At 68.3% G+C, this 15,880-nt stretch carries 18 protein-coding genes and 1 tRNA gene; 7 read left to right on the forward strand and 12 right to left on the reverse strand.

Features of this window, described 5'->3' with window-relative positions; translation table 11 throughout:
- Positions 1 to 226 precede the first annotated feature (226 nt).
- A complete protein-coding gene (locus ACGFJ2_RS27430) occupies positions 227 to 430 on the reverse strand; it encodes a cold-shock protein (RefSeq protein WP_043619750.1) in 204 nt (67 codons plus the stop codon).
- Positions 431 to 653: 223 nt separating this feature from the next.
- Between ACGFJ2_RS27430 and ACGFJ2_RS27435 the strand changes: the two genes are divergently transcribed.
- A complete protein-coding gene (locus tag ACGFJ2_RS27435) occupies positions 654 to 1,460 on the forward strand; it encodes an HAD family hydrolase (protein ID WP_393472906.1) in 807 nt (268 codons plus the stop codon).
- Positions 1,461 to 1,463: 3 nt separating this feature from the next.
- Here ACGFJ2_RS27435 and ACGFJ2_RS27440 read toward each other — a convergent pair whose 3' ends face one another.
- Entirely contained in the window at positions 1,464 to 1,979 is a 516-nt protein-coding gene (locus ACGFJ2_RS27440; protein WP_225301362.1) for a bacterial proteasome activator family protein, read from the reverse strand.
- 5 nt (positions 1,980 to 1,984) lie between these two features.
- Positions 1,985 to 2,941 (reverse strand): NAD(P)H-quinone oxidoreductase, encoded by a 957-nt coding sequence (locus ACGFJ2_RS27445; protein ID WP_357961035.1) that lies wholly within the window; start codon positions 2,939 to 2,941, stop codon positions 1,985 to 1,987.
- A gap of 114 nt (positions 2,942 to 3,055) precedes the next feature.
- Here ACGFJ2_RS27445 and ACGFJ2_RS27450 point away from each other — a divergent pair, with 114 nt between their 5' ends.
- Complete coding sequence (locus ACGFJ2_RS27450) at positions 3,056 to 5,212, forward strand: AAA family ATPase (RefSeq protein ID WP_393472910.1); 2,157 nt, start codon at positions 3,056 to 3,058, stop codon at positions 5,210 to 5,212.
- Between the two features lie 22 nt (positions 5,213 to 5,234).
- Here the strand turns inward: ACGFJ2_RS27450 and ACGFJ2_RS27455 are convergent, their stop codons facing one another.
- Together ACGFJ2_RS27455 and ACGFJ2_RS27460 are read right to left on the reverse strand one after the other, a co-directional pair.
- Positions 5,235 to 6,830 carry an AAA family ATPase gene (locus tag ACGFJ2_RS27455; RefSeq protein WP_393472913.1) on the reverse strand — a complete coding sequence of 532 codons (1,596 nt, stop codon included), beginning with the start codon at positions 6,828 to 6,830 and terminating at the stop codon, positions 5,235 to 5,237.
- Between the two features lie 61 nt (positions 6,831 to 6,891).
- A tRNA-Ser gene (locus ACGFJ2_RS27460) sits at positions 6,892 to 6,981 on the reverse strand.
- 51 nt (positions 6,982 to 7,032) lie between these two features.
- Between ACGFJ2_RS27460 and ACGFJ2_RS27465 the strand changes: the two genes are divergently transcribed.
- Positions 7,033 to 7,362: an STAS domain-containing protein gene (locus ACGFJ2_RS27465; protein WP_393472916.1), complete on the forward strand. Its 330-nt coding sequence runs from the start codon at positions 7,033 to 7,035 to the stop codon at positions 7,360 to 7,362.
- Here ACGFJ2_RS27465 and ACGFJ2_RS27470 read toward each other — a convergent pair.
- The 6 genes from ACGFJ2_RS27470 to ACGFJ2_RS27495 are packed head-to-tail and all read right to left on the reverse strand — an operon-like array spanning position 7,359 to position 11,929.
- Positions 7,359 to 8,204 carry an NUDIX domain-containing protein gene (locus ACGFJ2_RS27470; RefSeq protein WP_393472919.1) on the reverse strand — a complete coding sequence of 282 codons (846 nt, stop codon included), beginning with the start codon at positions 8,202 to 8,204 and terminating at the stop codon, positions 7,359 to 7,361. The genes ACGFJ2_RS27465 and ACGFJ2_RS27470 overlap by 4 nt on opposite strands.
- 26 nt (positions 8,205 to 8,230) lie before the next feature.
- Positions 8,231 to 8,989 carry a M15 family metallopeptidase gene (locus ACGFJ2_RS27475; RefSeq protein ID WP_393472922.1) on the reverse strand — a complete coding sequence of 253 codons (759 nt, stop codon included), beginning with the start codon at positions 8,987 to 8,989 and terminating at the stop codon, positions 8,231 to 8,233.
- Between the two features lie 44 nt (positions 8,990 to 9,033).
- A complete protein-coding gene (locus tag ACGFJ2_RS27480; protein ID WP_357962326.1) occupies positions 9,034 to 9,519 on the reverse strand; it encodes a universal stress protein in 486 nt (161 codons plus the stop codon).
- A 15-nt stretch (positions 9,520 to 9,534) separates the two neighbouring features.
- Positions 9,535 to 9,774: a hypothetical protein gene (locus tag ACGFJ2_RS27485; protein WP_357962323.1), complete on the reverse strand. Its 240-nt coding sequence runs from the start codon at positions 9,772 to 9,774 to the stop codon at positions 9,535 to 9,537.
- The gene (locus tag ACGFJ2_RS27490; protein ID WP_393472926.1) at positions 9,771 to 10,196 is read right to left on the reverse strand and encodes a hypothetical protein; all 426 of its coding nucleotides are present in this window, start codon (positions 10,194 to 10,196) and stop codon (positions 9,771 to 9,773) included. The genes ACGFJ2_RS27485 and ACGFJ2_RS27490 overlap by 4 nt, the downstream gene beginning before the upstream one ends.
- Positions 10,193 to 11,929 carry an MDR family MFS transporter gene (locus ACGFJ2_RS27495; RefSeq protein ID WP_393472929.1) on the reverse strand — a complete coding sequence of 579 codons (1,737 nt, stop codon included), beginning with the start codon at positions 11,927 to 11,929 and terminating at the stop codon, positions 10,193 to 10,195. Before ACGFJ2_RS27495 ends, ACGFJ2_RS27490 begins: the two co-directional genes overlap by 4 nt.
- Before the next feature lie 164 nt (positions 11,930 to 12,093).
- Here ACGFJ2_RS27495 and ACGFJ2_RS27500 point away from each other — a divergent pair, with 164 nt between their 5' ends.
- From ACGFJ2_RS27500 to ACGFJ2_RS27515, 4 genes are all read left to right on the forward strand, one after another.
- Entirely contained in the window at positions 12,094 to 12,693 is a 600-nt protein-coding gene (locus ACGFJ2_RS27500; RefSeq protein WP_357962315.1) for a TetR family transcriptional regulator, read from the forward strand.
- Positions 12,694 to 12,774: 81 nt separating this feature from the next.
- Complete coding sequence (locus ACGFJ2_RS27505) at positions 12,775 to 13,827, forward strand: hypothetical protein (protein ID WP_393472932.1); 1,053 nt, start codon at positions 12,775 to 12,777, stop codon at positions 13,825 to 13,827.
- Positions 13,828 to 13,851: 24 nt separating this feature from the next.
- Positions 13,852 to 14,637: an SDR family oxidoreductase gene (locus tag ACGFJ2_RS27510; protein ID WP_393472935.1), complete on the forward strand. Its 786-nt coding sequence runs from the start codon at positions 13,852 to 13,854 to the stop codon at positions 14,635 to 14,637.
- Between the two features lie 53 nt (positions 14,638 to 14,690).
- On the forward strand, positions 14,691 to 15,641 hold the full coding sequence (locus ACGFJ2_RS27515; RefSeq protein WP_357962306.1) for a DUF3800 domain-containing protein: 951 nt from the start codon (positions 14,691 to 14,693) through the stop codon (positions 15,639 to 15,641).
- A 4-nt stretch (positions 15,642 to 15,645) separates the two neighbouring features.
- Here ACGFJ2_RS27515 and ACGFJ2_RS27520 read toward each other — a convergent pair whose 3' ends face one another.
- The gene (locus ACGFJ2_RS27520) at positions 15,646 to 15,879 is read right to left on the reverse strand and encodes a hypothetical protein (RefSeq protein WP_393472938.1); all 234 of its coding nucleotides are present in this window, start codon (positions 15,877 to 15,879) and stop codon (positions 15,646 to 15,648) included.
- Position 15,880 lies beyond the last annotated feature (1 nt).

The raw sequence follows: 15,880 nt of genomic DNA on the forward strand, positions 1-15,880 counted from the left end.
AGGGTCGGTGAGTACCAGTACGAACACGGCGACCAAGGTCGCTGGGTGACATAGCCACGCGTACCTCATATATGGGCCGATGGCGTTGGAGGATCAGTGGTTCGACGGCTGTGTGAGTTGAGTCACACCTGTGACCGGGCTGTCACCACAGCGCGTGTCGGGGCCCAGGAACGCGAAAGACCGAGGCCCGCTGGAAGCGAACCCCGGTCTGTCTCGCTGCTACAGGTCAGATGGCACGGACCTGCGAGGCCTGGGGCCCCTTCTGTCCCTGCGTGATCTCGAACTCGACCCGCTGGCCGTCTTCAAGGCTGCGGTAGCCGTTGCCGACGATCTCGGAGAAGTGCACGAACACGTCCGGCGCACCGCCGTCCGGGGCGATGAAGCCGAAGCCCTTCTCGGCGTTGAACCACTTGACGGTTCCCTGAGCCATAAAAGCTCTCCCTCAGGATGTGAATCTATGGGACCCGCACCTCGCGAGTCCCGGTGTGTCGTACAGCAAGCACCCGGGGTGGCTCAGACAAAGTCATGCTGGTTTTCACTACGGGATCAGCTAATACAACGCCATCACATCTAACACCATTCTGGCGCGTTGGTGTTCCCGTCCCTAGGAAGATTTCTGGCCGGCGGCATGACCGGGCAAACTGGAACCTGTTATGCGAAGCCTTGCAACGCCGCGTCTTGTGGCCACCGACCTCGACGGAACCGCTCTGCGGACCGACGGAACCGTCTCTCCCCGTACGGCAGCGGCGTTCGCGAGAGTCGAAGAAACTGGTGCCGTCCTCGTGTTCGTCACGGGTCGCCCGCCTAGATGGATGAGCAGTGTGGCGGGTGCGGTGCGTCACCGAGGGTTGGCAATCTGTGCAAACGGTGCGTTGATCTACGATCTGCATACCGAACAGATAGTGGAATCTCACCTCATCACGGTCGAGGTACTGGAGCAAGTCGTCGCTCAGCTAAGAGCGAACGTGCCCGAACTCGCATTTTCGGTCGAGTATGAAGGTGGTTTTGCGCATGAGTCCGATTTCCCACTCGGCGGTTGGGACAGCAAGGCCATCGGCGGCCTGCGCGTCGGCGCGGCGACGCTGACCTCACGACCCTGCGCCAAACTGCTGGCCCTGCACCCGGACATGGCTCCCGACCCGCTGCACGAGGCCGTGTGCGGGCTCGTGGGACACCTGGTGACCCCCACGCACTCCAGCGGCCGAGGGCTGATCGAGATGAGCGCCCATGGTGTGACGAAGGCCACGGCCCTGGCCGCGCTCGCCGAACAGTATGCGATCAAGCCATCACAGGTGGTGGCGTTCGGTGACATGCCGAACGACCTGCCCATGCTGGGCTGGGCCGGTACGTCCTACGCGGTCGCCAACGCGCACCCCGACGTACTGGCCGCCGTGGACCATGTGACGGCGGCCAACAACGACGACGGTGTCGCGCTCGTACTCGAAGAGCTTTACAGATGAGCTTTACAGATAGGGGCCCGAGCCGCCGTGCGGCCGCTGTGAGTCGTCACCGTGGGGCACGCCGGGCAGCGCCCTGCGCATCTGCTCCAACTGGGCGCGCGCCGCCATCTGCTGCGCGAACAGCGTCGTCTGGATGCCGTGGAACAAGCCTTCGAGCCAGCCCACGAGCTGGGCGTGCGCGATGCGCAGCTCGGCCTCGCTGGGCGGCGTGCCGTTCTCGTCGGTGAAAGGCAGCGACAGCCGCTCCAGCTCGTCGACCAGTTCGGGGGCCAGGCCGTCCTCGAGCTCCTTGATGGACGACTCGTGGATCTCCTTCAACCGCTTACGGCTGGCCTCGTCGAGAGGAGCCGCCCGGACCTCTTCGAGAAGCTGCCGGATCATGCTGCCGATGCGCATCACCTTGGCGGGCTGCTCGACGAGGTTCGTCACCGAGCGCTCATCCTCGCCGTTATCGCCCTGACCCTGGAAGTCCGGGCCCACCACCACGATGTGGGGGGTGTTGTTGTCCTCAGCATTCATAACACTCACCGTACTAGCAGGATTTTGCCGATGTGCTGTCCCGATTCCATCATTCGGTGCGCCTCCGCCGCCTCCGCCATGGGCACCTCCGCGTACACCACAGGGCGGACGGCACCCGCGCTGATCAGCGGCCACACGTTGTCGACGACGCCGCGCACGACGACGCCCTTCTCATCGGCCGGGCGGGCGCGCAGTGTGGACCCGTGGACGGACGCCCGCTTGCCCATCAGAGCGCCCAGGTCGATCTCGGCCTTGGCGCCGCCCTGCAGTCCGATGATGACCAACCGGCCGCCCGTCCGGAGTGCCCGGATATTTCTGGACAGGTATTTGGCGCCGATGATGTCGAGGATCACATCGGCCGTCACCCGCTCGGCGAAGTCCTCCTCGTGGTAGTCGACCGTCTCGTCGGCGCCCAGCTCCTTGAGGCGCTCCAGCTTCGCCGCCGACCCGGCCGTCGCGGCCACCCGCGACCCGAACGCCTTGGCCAGCTGGATCGCGAACGTCCCGATCCCGCTCGCCCCGCCGTGCACCAGCAGCGTCTCGCTGCGCCGCAGCCGGGCGGTCATGAACACGTTCGACCAGACCGTGCACGCCACCTCGGGTAGCCCGGCCACCTCGACCAGCCGTACTCCCTCGGGCGCGGGCATCACCTGCTGCCACGGGACGGCCACCCGCTCGGCGTAGCCACCCCCGGCCAGCAGCGCGCACACCTCGTCGCCCGGTGTGACATGTTCCACGTCCTCGCCGATCTCGGCCACCACGCCGGAGACCTCCAGACCCGGGTACGGAGGCGCGCCGGGCGGCGGATCGTAAAATCCTTGGCGTTGGAGGAGGTCGGCCCGGTTGACCCCGGCGGCCACCACGTCGATGAGGACTTCCCCCCGGTCAGGACGTGGATCGGGTACCTCCCGCCACTCCAGAACCTCTGGTGGTCCGGGCCTGGTGATCTCGATGGCTCGCATGCAATCACCGTAGCCGGGCAAGGAAGTTATAGGTTGGCGACCACTGCCGCGAGTCATGGCGTTAACCTGCAATGTATTTGCTGCCCCTTTACACCCACCAGGGGGAGAAACACGGTGGCAAGACACGATCGAGAGGAATCTCTCGAGGAACAGCTGGCCTGGCTGGACGCGATCAAGGAGACGGAAGAGGCTCCGATCTCGGTCAGCGCCTCTGCCTCGGAGGACTCCGTCGCTTCGCCGTACCCCCAGGACCCTTGGCTCTCGGTGCCGACCCAACACGATGCGCCGACGCCGCTGTTCAGGGCCGCGGTCGACTCCGTGTACGGCACGACGCCCGCGGAGGACCTCGCCGACGGGGGGAGCTCGCCGTCCGGCACGAGGGACCTCGGCAAAAAGGACATCGGTACGAAGGACGACGTCCAGCCCGTCTCGCCACCGGTGAGCCTGGGCAAGGCCGACGACGGGTTCCTGGCGCCGCTCAAGCCGCTGCCCCGGCCCGACGACACCGACTCCTACTCGCTGCTGTCGTTCCCGGAGCCGGCGAAGAAGCCGGCGGTCGAGGAGGCGGAGGAGGAGACGAAGTCCGCCTGGCCCGTGCCGCCGGAGTGGTCGCGCCCGGCGGAGACGTTCGACGAGCCGCGCCCGGCCGAGAAAGCCGAAAAGGTCGAGGAGCCTCCTCAGGGCACCTTCGAGCCGCCCCCGGAGGACGCCACGGAGCCACGGCTGGAGGTCCCGCTGACCTTCGACAAGCCGCTGAGCTTCGACAAGGCAGCGAGCTTCGACACGCCGCCCGCGTTCGACCCGCCTGCCTTCGACAAGCCCGCGTCCGAAAAGCCGCTTTTCAACAAGCCGGGCTTGGACAAGCCGCTGAGCTTCGACAAGCCCCCGGTCGCCGAGAAGCCCCCGGCCGTCGACCAGCCGTCCGCCTTCGACAAGCCGTCGGCTCTGGACAAGCCGTCGGCCCTCGACCAGCCGTCGCAGCCGCGCGCGTTTGAGGAGCCCCGCGCCTTCGAGGAGTCGCGGACCCTCGACGAGCCGCCCTCCCGTGCCTTCGACGAGCCGAAGCCGCCGTCCCGGCCGTTCGACGAGCCGAAGCCGTACGAGCAGGACCGCGCCTACGAACCTGACCGTTCCTTCGAGCGGGACCGTTCCCACGAGCAGGACCGCTCGTGGGACCAGCCGCGCACCTACGACCAGGACCGCGCCTACGAGCAGCCGCGCCCCTTCGAAGCGCCGCAGCCGCGCGCCTTCGAAGAGCCAGAGCCCCCCGCTCCGCGCCGCCGCCCCGCCCCCGTCCCGGTCTTCAACGCCCCGCCCCGCCCCCCGATCACCGGCAGGCCCACGGCCGACAGCCTCGACCCCGAGTCGCTCCTGCGCGGCCGCCGCAACGCCCCCTCCAAGGGCTGGCGCCGGCTGATCTACAAGGCGTCGGGCGGCTGGATCAAGCCGGGCGAGCCGCCAGAGGTCCGCCGCCGCCGCGAGCTGCTGGCCAGGGCCCGCACCCCGGTCGCCACCGGTCACCACCGCGTGGCCGTACTGAGTCTCAAGGGCGGTGTGGGCAAGACCACGACCACGGTCGGCCTGGGCGCCACCCTCGCCGCGATGCGCGGCGACCGGGTGATCGCGGTCGACGCGAACCCCGACCGCGGGACGCTGTCCGACAAGCTCACCCTGGAGACCTCGGCGACCGTACGCGACCTGCTCAACGAGAGCGACCAGGTCAAGAGGTACGTGGACATCAGGGCGTTCACCTCGCAGGCGCCTTCGCGGCTGGAGGTGCTCGCGTCGGACCGCGACCCGTCGGTGTCCGAGGCGTTCAGCGGCGCCGACTACCAGGCCGTCTCACAGGTGCTGGAGAACTTCTACTCGATCTGCATCACCGACTGCGGCACTGGCCTGCTCCACTCGGCCATGGGCGGCGTGCTCGGCCTCGCCGACCAGATCGTGCTGGTCAGCTCGCCGTCCGTGGACGGTGCCAGGGCCGCGTCGGCGACGCTCGACTGGCTGGAGGCGCACCACTACGGCAACCTGGTCAGGGAGGCGACCGTGGTGCTCTGCAGTGTCCGGCCGCGCTCGAAGTCGGCGGTCGACCTCTCCAAGCTGGAGGCCCACTTCGCGGCGCGGTGCCGCGCGGTGATCCGCGTGCCGTACGACCCGCACCTGGAGGAAGGCGCCGAGATCGACCTCGAACGCCTCCAGGAACCGACCAGGGAGGCCTACCTACAGCTGGCCGCCTGCGTCGGCGACGGATTCGCCGCACAGGGGGAATGAGCGCCGGGCCGGCCGCCATCCGTCACACGCGCAGAAGGGTGACCTGGCGGCCGGACGGTGTGGCCGCCTGCTCGAATCCGCCTCGTTCTTTCCAGGATGGGGCCTCGGGGCGCCGGTCGAAGATCACCAGCACGCCGGTGGTGAGGGTGAGGCGGTCCAGGTATCGGTCGAGCTGCGCGAGTCCGTCAGGCTTAGGGTCGTTTTCGCTGGCTCGCCAGACCTTCAGCTCCATGGCTTCCCGTTGCACCTGCCGTTCGCCTTCGGGGCCGGTGTAGGGCCAGCGGACCAGTACGTCCAGGCGCTTGGTGCCTGCGGCGTACTCCCGGTCGAGTTGGCCTCCGCCGTTGACGAGGCGGTGCAGGAAGGCCATGAGGATGATCTGGCAGGCGGCCTCGTGGTAGCCCTCCTGCCGGATGAGGACTTCGCCGTGTTCGCGCCAGAACACGACGAACTCCTGCAGCAGGCGCGGCAGGTCGAAACGGCCGTCCGGCAGCACGAAACTGTGCGGATCGGCCATCACGTACGATTCCGACGGGGCACCCAGCACCCGCAGGATGACCTCCCGATAGATCGGGTTCGCCACCTCCAGCAGGGCTTTCTGCTTGACCAGGCCCAGATCGCGGACGTAGGACAGGTCGTCGTCGAAGGTCGAGTCGACGTCGGGGAAGTCCCCGGCCAGGATGGGCTCGATCACCCGCTTGACCCGCGGCTCCCGCAGCCGGGCGACCAGCGAGTCCAGATGCATGACCCGCTTTCGGATCAACCGCTCCTTGGCATCTTCCACCTGACCGGCGGTGATGGTAATGGTCTTCCCCATCTGGAGGATGGTCTCAAAGGCGAGGGCGTTGACCAGCCACGGTTGTCCCTGGGTCAGCTCGAAGACCCGGTCCACCGCGTCCTTGGTGAACTCCTGGCCGGTCGCCTGTGTGTGCTGGTCGTACAGCTCGATGATCTCGTCGGCGGTGAAGTCGCCCAGGCGCAGCGACTCGACGATGTTGAACGGGCTGGCCGGGTTGGACCGGCCGGGTTCGCCGCCCGAGGCGACCTTGTAGTCCCGCAGGTCACGCAACCCGCACAGCACCATGGACGCGGGGAACGGACGGCCTCCCGGCCGCGCGTTGTGACCGTCGCGGAGCTGGCTGAGGATGCTGACCATGCTGTTGCCCTGCAGGGCGTCGATCTCGTCGAGGAACAGCACCACCCGGCGCGGGCATCGGTGGCACCACTCGGTCAGTGCCGAACCGAACCGGCTGCCCGGCGTGACCTGCGGCCAGGGATCCGGCGGCAGCAGCTCTTCTGGCCATCCCGCCCACTTGGCTGCTTCGCGGAGAGAATCCAGCAGGAGCGATTCCGCGGCGGCGTAGTCGTCGCCGGCCGACTTGGCGCGCTCGCAGGAGAACATCAGGGCGGCGATGTCGCCCTCGGCGGTCAGCTCGGAGGCCAGGGTGCGCAGCGCGGTCGTCTTCCCGGTCTGCCGGGGCGCGTGCAGCACGAAGTAGCGGTCCATCTCGACGAGCTCGCGTGCCTGCGGGAGTCGCTGTGTGGGGGGCAGCATGTAGTGGTGTTGCGGGCCGCAGGGGCCGGCGGTGTTGAAGTATCTCGCTCGGGGTGGCCGCATGGTCACATTCTGCCATCGCCCTGTCACTCGCGTCCGGGCTATTTGGCCTTGCCCGCAAGCGTGGCGGAGGGTGTGGGATTCGAACCCACGAGGCCATCGCTGACCTGGCCGCTTTCAAGGCGGCTGCACTCGTCCACTATGCGAACCCTCCAGTGCGCACACCACCATAGCGGCTGCGGTGACGGCGGTGTACGTTCGGGAGGTGGCGGATCTCAGCGTTGAGGTGGACCGGGCCGAGGACACCGCGAGCGTGCGCCTCGACGGCGACCTCGACAAGCTGACCGCGCCCCGGCTCAAGAGGGTCCTCACCGAGCTGATCGCCGCCGGTCATGTCTCGATCGTCATCGACACGGCCGGGCTGGCGTTCTGCGACTCCAGCGGCCTGTGGGTGCTGGTCGAGCACCAGCGCGAGGTCGGCGAGCGCGGCGGGTCACTTGGCCTCACGGGCGTGCAGGGGGTGCTGCGCCGAGTGCTGGATGTGACCGGTCTGAAAGCCGCCTTCGACAGCGTCCAGCCATCGGCGGCCTCCTAGTCGTCCAGCTGGGACAGCAGCCACTTGGGCCCCACCGTCCTGGCTCCCAGCGCGCTGACGCGCTCCTTGAGCCCCCTGTCCGCCGTCACCACGACCACTCGCTCCCACGACCGTGCCCGCCGTACGACGTCCACTATCGCGTCGTCGCCGCTGTCCGTCGCCGCCACCACTTCGATGCCGGGCACGCCCGGCGCCTTCTTCGCGGCGCCCTCCACGACCGCCACGATCCGTGGGTACCACTGCGCGAGCACCGGATGCCGCAGCCGCAGCGTCGCCACCTCGGCCAGCAGCCGCGTCGCCGCGCCGAGCCGGTCCCTCCACCAGCCGTGCTCGGCTCGGGCGCCGACGATGTTCGCGACGTCGAGCACCAGCGTCTCGGGGGTGAGCTCCGGCTGGATCTTGTCCCACGACTCGGCGAACCCGGGGTGCAGCTTCCTGCCCGGGACCTCGGGCAGCGGCACCCAGCGCAGCTCGGTGCTCTCGCTGTTGGCGGGCGCCGCCGCCAGCAGCTCGGCCGACTCGGCGATCACGGTCTCGAACGCCCAACCGCCGTGATCGTCCAGGTAGACACCCTGCACGCGCAGGCCGTCGCCGACTACGGACGCCTCTTCGTGCGCCTCGCGCAGCGCGGTCGCCACGGCGTCCTCGTGGCTGTCGCGCGCGCCTCCCGGCAGCCCCCAGGTGCCGCCGTGGTGGCTCCACCATGAGCGCTTCTGCATGAGCACGTACGGAACGCCGCGCTCGTCGTGGTGTACGGCCAGGAGCCCCGAAGCCCCGTGCAGCCCCCAGTGCCGGTGCCCCCGGGCGCACTGGGTCCAACCGTCGCCGTCCTTAGCCGCCATGACCTGATTCTGTCAGGCCGGTGCCCTCACCGGCCGTTACGGCTGAAGTGCTGGTAGTCCCTGGTGCCCGACCACTCGCCGCCCCAGCCCCAGCCCACCGAGGCGAAGGCCTTGACGACCCGGTCGCCCGAGTTGATCACCCCTTCGCCCTTCGCGGGGCGCTTGGCGAACTTCTTGGCGTTCGGATGGGCGGTGCTGCCGCTCGCGGTGACGTACGGGTTCTCACGCGGGTTGATGTCGATCGCCTCGCCGAAGGCGTGGTTGGACCAGTTGCTGGACCCGGTGGCCGCGCGGCAGTTGAAGGCCGAGGTGTTGTCGGCGTCGATGGAGTCGTAGTCGTCGCCCTTGTAGACGTCGACGAGCCGCATCTGCTTGATCGGGAAGCGCATGGCGTACAGCTTCCCGAAGACCTTGACGACGTCGCCGGTGACCGTCTTGCGCACGACCAGCTCGCCGGTGTGCGCCTTGTCGTCGAAGCCCCAGTAGGTCATCGTGATCAGGCGCAGGTCCTGATAGGAGACCGGGCAGCCGGGTTTCCACGAGTAGGGCAGCCGGGCGCGGGAGACCTTGGCGACCTTGGCACTGAACCTGGGCGGCTCCGCGGGCTTGGGCGAGGCGGTCTTCGCCGTCGGGGTGGGCGTCGCGGGCACGGGCGGCTGGGTCTGAGCCCCGGCGGCCTGAGCGTCGGCCGGGGGCTGCTGGGGTCCCTCTTGTGAGGCGACCGGCGCCTGCCCACCGCACGAAACTGACGCGAACACCACAAAGGCAGCGGCAGTACGTTTCATGCGGCCACCTTACGTGACGTCCTAATCAGGGACGTCGTACGAGCTCAGGGCACGATCAGCACGGTACGCCGAGCCCGCTTGGCCAGCCCCACGGCCACCGAGCCGCCGAAGGTGTGCCACGTGGAGCGGGACCGGCCCACCACGATGGCGTCGGCCATGCAGGAGGCGGCGAGCGTCTCCAGCTCCCGCGCGGTGTCACCGCGTACCATGACGAACCGCCACGGAACCCCGACCCCGCTCAGCTCCGTCCGCAGATCCTCGGTCAGGTCACCGGCCGAGTCGGGGATGATCGGCGCGCCCGCGAAGAACCACAGCGTGGCGCTGGTGAGGGTCTCCACGAACGCGATGAGCAGCGCGGCGTTGTCCCGCCGGGCGAGCCCGGCCGCGTACGCGAGCGCGTTGCGGCTCGGGCCCGATCCGTCGAAGCCGACCACCAGCAGCCCGGTGCCGTCTTTGCCGATCTCGAACTGCCCGCTGGGGAGCTTGCCTACCAGGGGCTCCCACCGGTCGTCTGTGCTCTCGCCGAACACGGCATGCCTCGCACGTCAGCCGTCGGCGACGTGCTTGCCGCGGCCGGCGAGCTCGCGCAGCGCGTCGGCCGCGTAGATCACGAGGGCGACGAACGAGAGACCGGCCAGCGCGCCGCCGACCCACAGGTCGTTGACCGTCGCGTCGGCGTAGGCCGCGCCCCTGGGCTGGTAGCCCACCGCGAACGGCGCCGCGATCAGCCACACGCCGGCCAGGAACAGCAGGATGAGGGCGGAGACGCCCATCTTCGCCTTCATCGGTTGTCCTCCACTCCCACCAGGGCGGCCTTGCCGTTCTGGCGGTGTTCGCCGCCGCCGCGTCCGGCGGTGTTCAGGTCCTCGCGCAGCGCCTCGACGAGCGGGGCGAGCAGGCTCGCCAGCTCCGCGGACGACGCCTGCGGCGCGGCCGCCACCGGCTCGGGCTCCGGCTCGGCCTGCTTCTGCCGTACGGCCACCAGGCCCCGCACGACCAACTCCTCGTGGATGGCCGCGGCGAAGGCGGCCACGCTGATGAGCCCGACGACGGCGACGCCCAGGCCGGTGAAGAACTCGGATGTGGTCGGGTCGGTCCAGTCGGCGTTCTCCGGCTGGGTGCCGAGGGCGAACGGGGCGATCATCAGCCAGAGCCCGGCCATGAGGGCCAGGGCGGCCGCGACGGCGCCCACGAACTTGCGAATCATGCTGAAACTCCTCCTGTGACGAGGTCTTTCCGCGGTGGCGCGGCCTGCGCGATCAGAGCGCGTGAGGTGGGACGCAGCACGCTCTGCGCGACCGATCGGGCGCGCTCCCGTTCTGTACGGTCATCGGGCGGCGCCATCCTGGCGACCGCGGACAGCAGCGCGGACGGCTGGTCGGTGGCCCGCTCGATCCGCTGGGCGATGAGCTCCAGCAGCAGCCCGGCCAGGACCAGGTCGTCCTTGCTGAGCGGCTTGGGCTCCGGCGCGGGCGCCGAGCCGCCTCTGAGCGGCAGCTCCTTGAGGAAGAGCGTCGCCACGAAGCCGAGCAGCGCGATCGGCACGCCGACGATGAAGACGGTCTCCAGGCCGCGGGTGAAGGCCTCGAGCACGATGTGCTTGATCGGCCCGGGCAGCGCCTGGATGGAGCTGGGGCTGCGCAGCTTGGGCGAGGAGCCGCCGGGCAGTGCGATGTGCGCGGCCCGCAGCATGTCGGCCATCTCGGTCTTGAGGCGGTTGGTGAGGATCGCGCCGAACGCGGCCACGCCCACAGCGCCGCCGAGTGAGCGGAAGAAGGAGACACCCGCCGTGGTGGAGGCCATGTCACGCAGTTCGGAGCCGTTCTGCGCGGCCAGGATGAGCATCTGCATCGACAGGCCGAGCCCGATACCCAGGACGCCCACGTCGAATCCGATGAGCCACTGACTCGACTCCACATGCAGCCGCGACAGCAGGAACAGTCCGGCGGTCACGATCAGCAGGCCCGCCACCGGGAAGATCTTCCACCGGCCGGTCTGGGTGACGATCTTCCCGGAGATCACACCGGCCAGGAACAACGCCACCACCATGGGCAGCGTCATCAGCCCCGACTCGGTGGGGCTCAACCCCTTGACGATCTGCAGATACTGCGGCAGGTAGATCATCGCGCCGAACATCGCCATGCCGACGAACAGCGAGGCGATGCTGGTGAGCACGAACGTCGGGTTCCTGAACAGCCTGGGCGGCAGGATCGGGTTGCGGGCCGTGCGCTCGGACAGCACCGCCAGAGCCAGCATGAGCAGGCTGAAGGCCCCCAAGGCGTAGGTCCAGAAGGAGTTCCACTCGAACTCCGTGCCGCCCAGCGTCAGCAGCAGCATCAACCCGCTCGCGCTGGCCGTGATGGTGGTGGCGCCCCAGATGTCGATGGAGGTGTTACGCCGTACCTTGGGCAGCTTCAGCACCCGCTGGATCACCGCGAACGCGATCACCGCGAACGGGACGACCACGTAGAAGCACCACCGCCAGCCGAGCCAGTCGGTGTCCACGATGAACCCGCCGAGCAGCGGCCCGGCGACCGTGGAGATGCCGAAGACGGCCCCCATGTACCCCGAATAGCGGCCGCGCTCCCGCGGCGACACGATGTCACCGAGGATCACCTGAGCGAGGGCCGACAGACCGCCCACACCCAGACCTTGTACGGCGCGCGCCGCGATGAGCTGTCCGATGTTCTGCGACAGACCGGCCACGAGCGACGCCGCGACGAACAGTCCCAAGGCGCTCTGGAACAGCAGCTTCCGGCCCCAGAGGTCGGACAGCTTGCCCCACAACGGTGTGGAGACCGTCATCGTCAGCATGGTCGCCGACGCCACCCACGAATACTGGTCCTGGCCGCCGAGTTCTCCCACGATCGTCGGCAGTGCCGTGCCAACCACCGACGTCGAGATCATCGAGGTGAGCATGGCGAGCATGAGCCCGGACATGACCTCGAGGATTTCGCGGTGAGTGTAATGCCGCCTCGCGGGGGCCGCGGCCTGTGTCTGGGCTACCAAGACACCACATCCCCTTCTAACCGTTTTCTCCTCGGCGAGTATACGCCCGTTTACTAGCCGCGCGGCAAGTGGGGTCTCCTGAGTAGAGTTCGGGCATGGAAGCGCAGGTGACTGACGCCCGGCCGCGAGATCGCGCGGCCACCCGCCAGCGGCTGCTGGAGGCGGCGCGCATGCTGTTCGGCGAATACGGCTACGAGCAGGTGACCGTCCGCATGATCGCCTCGGCGGCGGACGCCAACATCGCCCTGGTGGGCCGCTACTTCGGCTCCAAGTCGGGCCTGTTCGGCGAGGTGCTGGCGGGCGAGCCGACGGTCCGCGCCGTGGTTGAGGGCGACCGGGCGGGCCTGCCCAGGCGGCTGGCCGAGTACGCCGCCCAACGCATGAGCCACGACCCGGAGACCCCCATCCTGCGCTCGCTCGAACGGTCGGCGGGCGACCCCGAGATCCAGGCCCTCGTACGCGAGCGCCTGCACGCCGCCGTGCTGGAGCCCATCGCGGCGCTCCTGGGCGGCCCGGACGCGCACGCGCGGGCCCGGATGGCGACGGCGGTCTTCCTGGGCATCGGCTCGGTCCGCCGCCTCATCGGCCCCGAGACGCCGTCACCCGCCGACGTCGACCGGCTCACGGCGGTGTTCGAACTCTGCCTGGGCCTGGAGTCCCTTCCTGACGACCGGTCCGCCGCGCCGGCTCGGTGACGCCGCCCTTACTCGCTGGTGAGTCGATTTCGCGAGCGCGGCCGTGTTGGCTGAGGGCGACCGAAAGGACGTGATCGCCACATGGAGCCCTATCGGAATCCCAAGCCGCGGGCGAAGGTAATAGACCCCTACGCCGCCGCGAAAGCCGCGGCCAACGCGCTCATCGAGTGGATCGGCAAACAGAGTTTCAGCGCGGGCAGTAATTTCACGGTGGCGGTCACGGGTGTCGCCAAGCTGGTCGTCTCCAAAGTAGCTGGTCTCTCTGTCGACGGCCGGAAGAACGGGCCCGGGCAGAAGATCATGAATCATCTCAAGGGCAATAACGCATATCGTGATTTTCAGGTTTACGCGGCGGGAAAGTTCACTCCGGATAATAATAGTAATCACGCTGAGATGTGCATATTGGCCGCGTGTGGGGTGCGCAATGTGAAATACATCCGCTGCACCTCGCCCAACTGCGGATTCTGCAAGGACGCGCTCGAGGCGTACGGCCTTGGCGAGGTCAACGCCAATGCCAAGTCGAAGATCGAGGGCGCCAGCCAGGTGGGGTGGTGCGATCCCTTTATGCCAGTAGCATATGGCACGGCGGCAAAGAGGAGCACCCTTGCCCAGCAGCGTGCCGAGCTCAAGAAAATCATCAAGATGAAGGCCGACGGAAGGAGCGTTACGGCGCGTGACATAAAGGAGGGAATGTACCTCTCCACACGCCCGAGCCCGGGAAATCTCACCTTGATGGACCTGAACGTTAAGGCCAGTGGCGCGGCTGCCGACAGTGACGCCAAGAAGACCGGAAAAATCCGGAAGATGGCCAAGCCCCTGGCCGTCAGTGATGACGAGGTTCTCTTCACCGCCAACAAGCGGCGGAAACTCGTTTCCACGCCCTCGTCGGATGACAGCGGGGACGACAGCGAGAGCGCCCGCGACAGTGACATGAGCGGCGACAGCAGCGACGAGGAGGAGGCGGAGGATCGGGAACTGTCCAGCTCCGAGGACGGCGAATCCAGCGACGAGAGCTCCGGCAATGAAGAGAAGGTGTCGTCCAAGAGAGCTTCGCCCCGCAAGAAGGCCGCGGCCCGCAAGAAAACCGCGGCCCGGAAGAAAGCGGTGAAGCGCCGGAAGTCGAGTCACATATGAGACCATCCCGTCGGAGGTCATGACATGATCCTGGACCGCTTCCGCGTCACCGGCCACGCCGCGATCGTCACCGGCGCCGGCCGGGGCATCGGCGCGGCGACCGCGATCGCCCTCGCCCAGGCGGGCGCGGATGTGGCGATCTCCGCCCGTACGGAGGAGCAGCTGCGCGTTGTCGCAGCTCAGATCGAGGAGGCGGGCAGACGGGCATTGATCGTGCCCGCCGATCTCAGCGTGCCGGGCGCCATGGAGGGGCTCGCGGAGCAGGCCGCCGACGCCTTCGGCCGGCTGGACGCGATCGTCAACAACGTGGGCGGGGCGATGCCCCGCGCCTTCCTCGACACCACGCGGAAACATCTTGAGAACGCGTTCCAGTTCAACGTCGGAATCGCGCACGAGCTGACGCGGGCGGCCGTGCCGCACCTGCTGAAGAACGGTGGCTCGGTGGTGAACATCTCCTCGGCCGTCGGCCGGACGGCGGGCCGGGGCTATCTGGCGTACGGCAGCGCCAAGGCGGCGCTCACGCACTACACGCGGCTGGCCGCGCGCGACCTGGCGCCCAAGGTGCGGGTCAACGCGGTCGCCGTCGGCGCGGTCGCCACCTCCGCCCTGGACATCGTCATGACCGACGAGAACCTGCGTACCCAGATGGAGCAGGCCACCCCGTTGAAGCGGATCGGCGAGCCGGAGGACGTGGCGGCCACGGTGCTCTACCTGGTGTCGCCGGCCGGGCGTTACCTGACCGGAAAGGTGCTGGAGGTCGACGGCGGCATCGACCAGCCCAACCTCGACCTCGGGCTACCCGACCTCTGAGCCTGGTCCGAAATCCCGTTGAAGGCGCAATGGGCGATTTGAGAGACTTGACTGTGGCACAACCCTTCGAAATCGCCTGTGACGAGTCCGGCTCAGAAGGGGAGAAGCTCATTGGGGGAAACACCGCTGTATTCGCCCATGCGAGCGTACGACTGGACGTCGAATCGGCGGCGGACTGCATCCAGGAAGTACGGAGCAGAGCCCCCTCCCCGACCACGGAATACAAGTCGGGCATCATCCGCCGTAAGAAACACCTGAACGCCCTCAAGTGGCTGCTCGGCCCATCGGCGCCGCTTCTCGGCAACGCTCACGTCTATCTGATCGACAAGACCTTCTTCGCGATGAACAGGCTCGTCGACCTGCTCGCCGTACAGGACCGCGAGGCCATGGCCGGCATCCTTTACCGAGAGGGCGGGCAGACGTTCGGCCCCGACAGGTGGAACGCCTTTCTGTACTCCTTCAACGACCTGATGCGCACCAATAACGGCCGGGGCCCGAGAGCCTCCGTCGAAGCGGTGTTCGCCATGGTCGACACCTTTCGCCGCGCCACCCCGCGAAGCCGGGCCGGCGAAATAATGGATCTGCTCTGGGAGTCCCGATCCCAGGTGGACGCCTTCCGGGAGCGGTCGCTCACGCTGAACCCGCTGTTCCCGGCCATCAGCCAGGCCATCGTCTACTGGAGCGAAACCGGAAGAGCCGTCTCCGTCGTGCACGACCGGCAGACCCTCCTCACGCAGGCACGCATCGACGAGCTGGAGGCGGCGCATTCCGCGCAAGGCCGGCTGGCCGGCCTGCGGCTGGTCGACTCGCGCACGGACCCGCGCGTCCAGGTGGCCGACCTCCTCGCCGGAGCCGCGCGGAAGATGGCGGAGGACGAGCTCACCGGCCAAGGCGACGCGGAGGTCACGGCGTTGCTGCGACCGTACGTGGACGCGTTCTCCATCTGGGGAGACGACCGAAGCTGGGCCCTGCTCGCGCCGAGCGACCCGGTCCTGAGGCCGTGACCGGTCATGCCTGGTGCGGTCCACGCAGTTGGCGCGACGGCCGGGGATCGAGGGAGAGCGTGGCGAGGTAGGTGAGGAGGGCGAGGCCCAGCGCGGTGAGATAAAGCGTGGCGGAGGCCCATCGGCCCGTGGTGGACGTGGTCCCGCGGAAAGCCGCGAAGGCTTTGTCCACCCACAACGGCCCCGCCAGGATCGCGCAGACCATAAAGCCGACCAGCCAGCGCTTATTGCTCGCCATT

The sequence above is a fragment of the Nonomuraea sp. NPDC049028 genome (assembly GCF_043197735.1).
In the GTDB taxonomy this organism is placed as follows: Bacteria; Actinomycetota; Actinomycetes; order Streptosporangiales; family Streptosporangiaceae; genus Nonomuraea.

What these genes read in the sequence shown, in the direction of transcription:
- ACGFJ2_RS27510 (WP_393472935.1), top strand. Translation starts at nt 13,852, where the DNA reads ATGATCCTGGACCGCTTCCGCGTCACCGGCCACGCCGCGATCGTCACC.
- ACGFJ2_RS27490 (WP_393472926.1), bottom strand. Translation starts at nt 10,196, where the DNA reads ATGATTCGCAAGTTCGTGGGCGCCGTCGCGGCCGCCCTGGCCCTCATG.
- ACGFJ2_RS27485 (WP_357962323.1), bottom strand. Translation starts at nt 9,774, where the DNA reads ATGAAGGCGAAGATGGGCGTCTCCGCCCTCATCCTGCTGTTCCTGGCC.
- ACGFJ2_RS27495 (WP_393472929.1), bottom strand. Translation starts at nt 11,929, where the DNA reads ATGTCCGGGCTCATGCTCGCCATGCTCACCTCGATGATCTCGACGTCG.
- ACGFJ2_RS27470 (WP_393472919.1), bottom strand. Translation starts at nt 8,204, where the DNA reads ATGGCGGCTAAGGACGGCGACGGTTGGACCCAGTGCGCCCGGGGGCAC.
- ACGFJ2_RS27430 (WP_043619750.1), bottom strand. Translation starts at nt 430, where the DNA reads ATGGCTCAGGGAACCGTCAAGTGGTTCAACGCCGAGAAGGGCTTCGGC.
- ACGFJ2_RS27445 (WP_357961035.1), bottom strand. Translation starts at nt 2,941, where the DNA reads ATGCGAGCCATCGAGATCACCAGGCCCGGACCACCAGAGGTTCTGGAG.
- ACGFJ2_RS27505 (WP_393472932.1), top strand. Translation starts at nt 12,775, where the DNA reads ATGGAGCCCTATCGGAATCCCAAGCCGCGGGCGAAGGTAATAGACCCC.
- ACGFJ2_RS27435 (WP_393472906.1), top strand. Translation starts at nt 654, where the DNA reads ATGCGAAGCCTTGCAACGCCGCGTCTTGTGGCCACCGACCTCGACGGA.
- ACGFJ2_RS27475 (WP_393472922.1), bottom strand. Translation starts at nt 8,989, where the DNA reads ATGAAACGTACTGCCGCTGCCTTTGTGGTGTTCGCGTCAGTTTCGTGC.
- ACGFJ2_RS27500 (WP_357962315.1), top strand. Translation starts at nt 12,094, where the DNA reads ATGGAAGCGCAGGTGACTGACGCCCGGCCGCGAGATCGCGCGGCCACC.
- ACGFJ2_RS27440 (WP_225301362.1), bottom strand. Translation starts at nt 1,979, where the DNA reads ATGAATGCTGAGGACAACAACACCCCCCACATCGTGGTGGTGGGCCCG.
- ACGFJ2_RS27520 (WP_393472938.1), bottom strand. Translation starts at nt 15,879, where the DNA reads ATGGCGAGCAATAAGCGCTGGCTGGTCGGCTTTATGGTCTGCGCGATC.
- ACGFJ2_RS27455 (WP_393472913.1), bottom strand. Translation starts at nt 6,830, where the DNA reads ATGCGGCCACCCCGAGCGAGATACTTCAACACCGCCGGCCCCTGCGGC.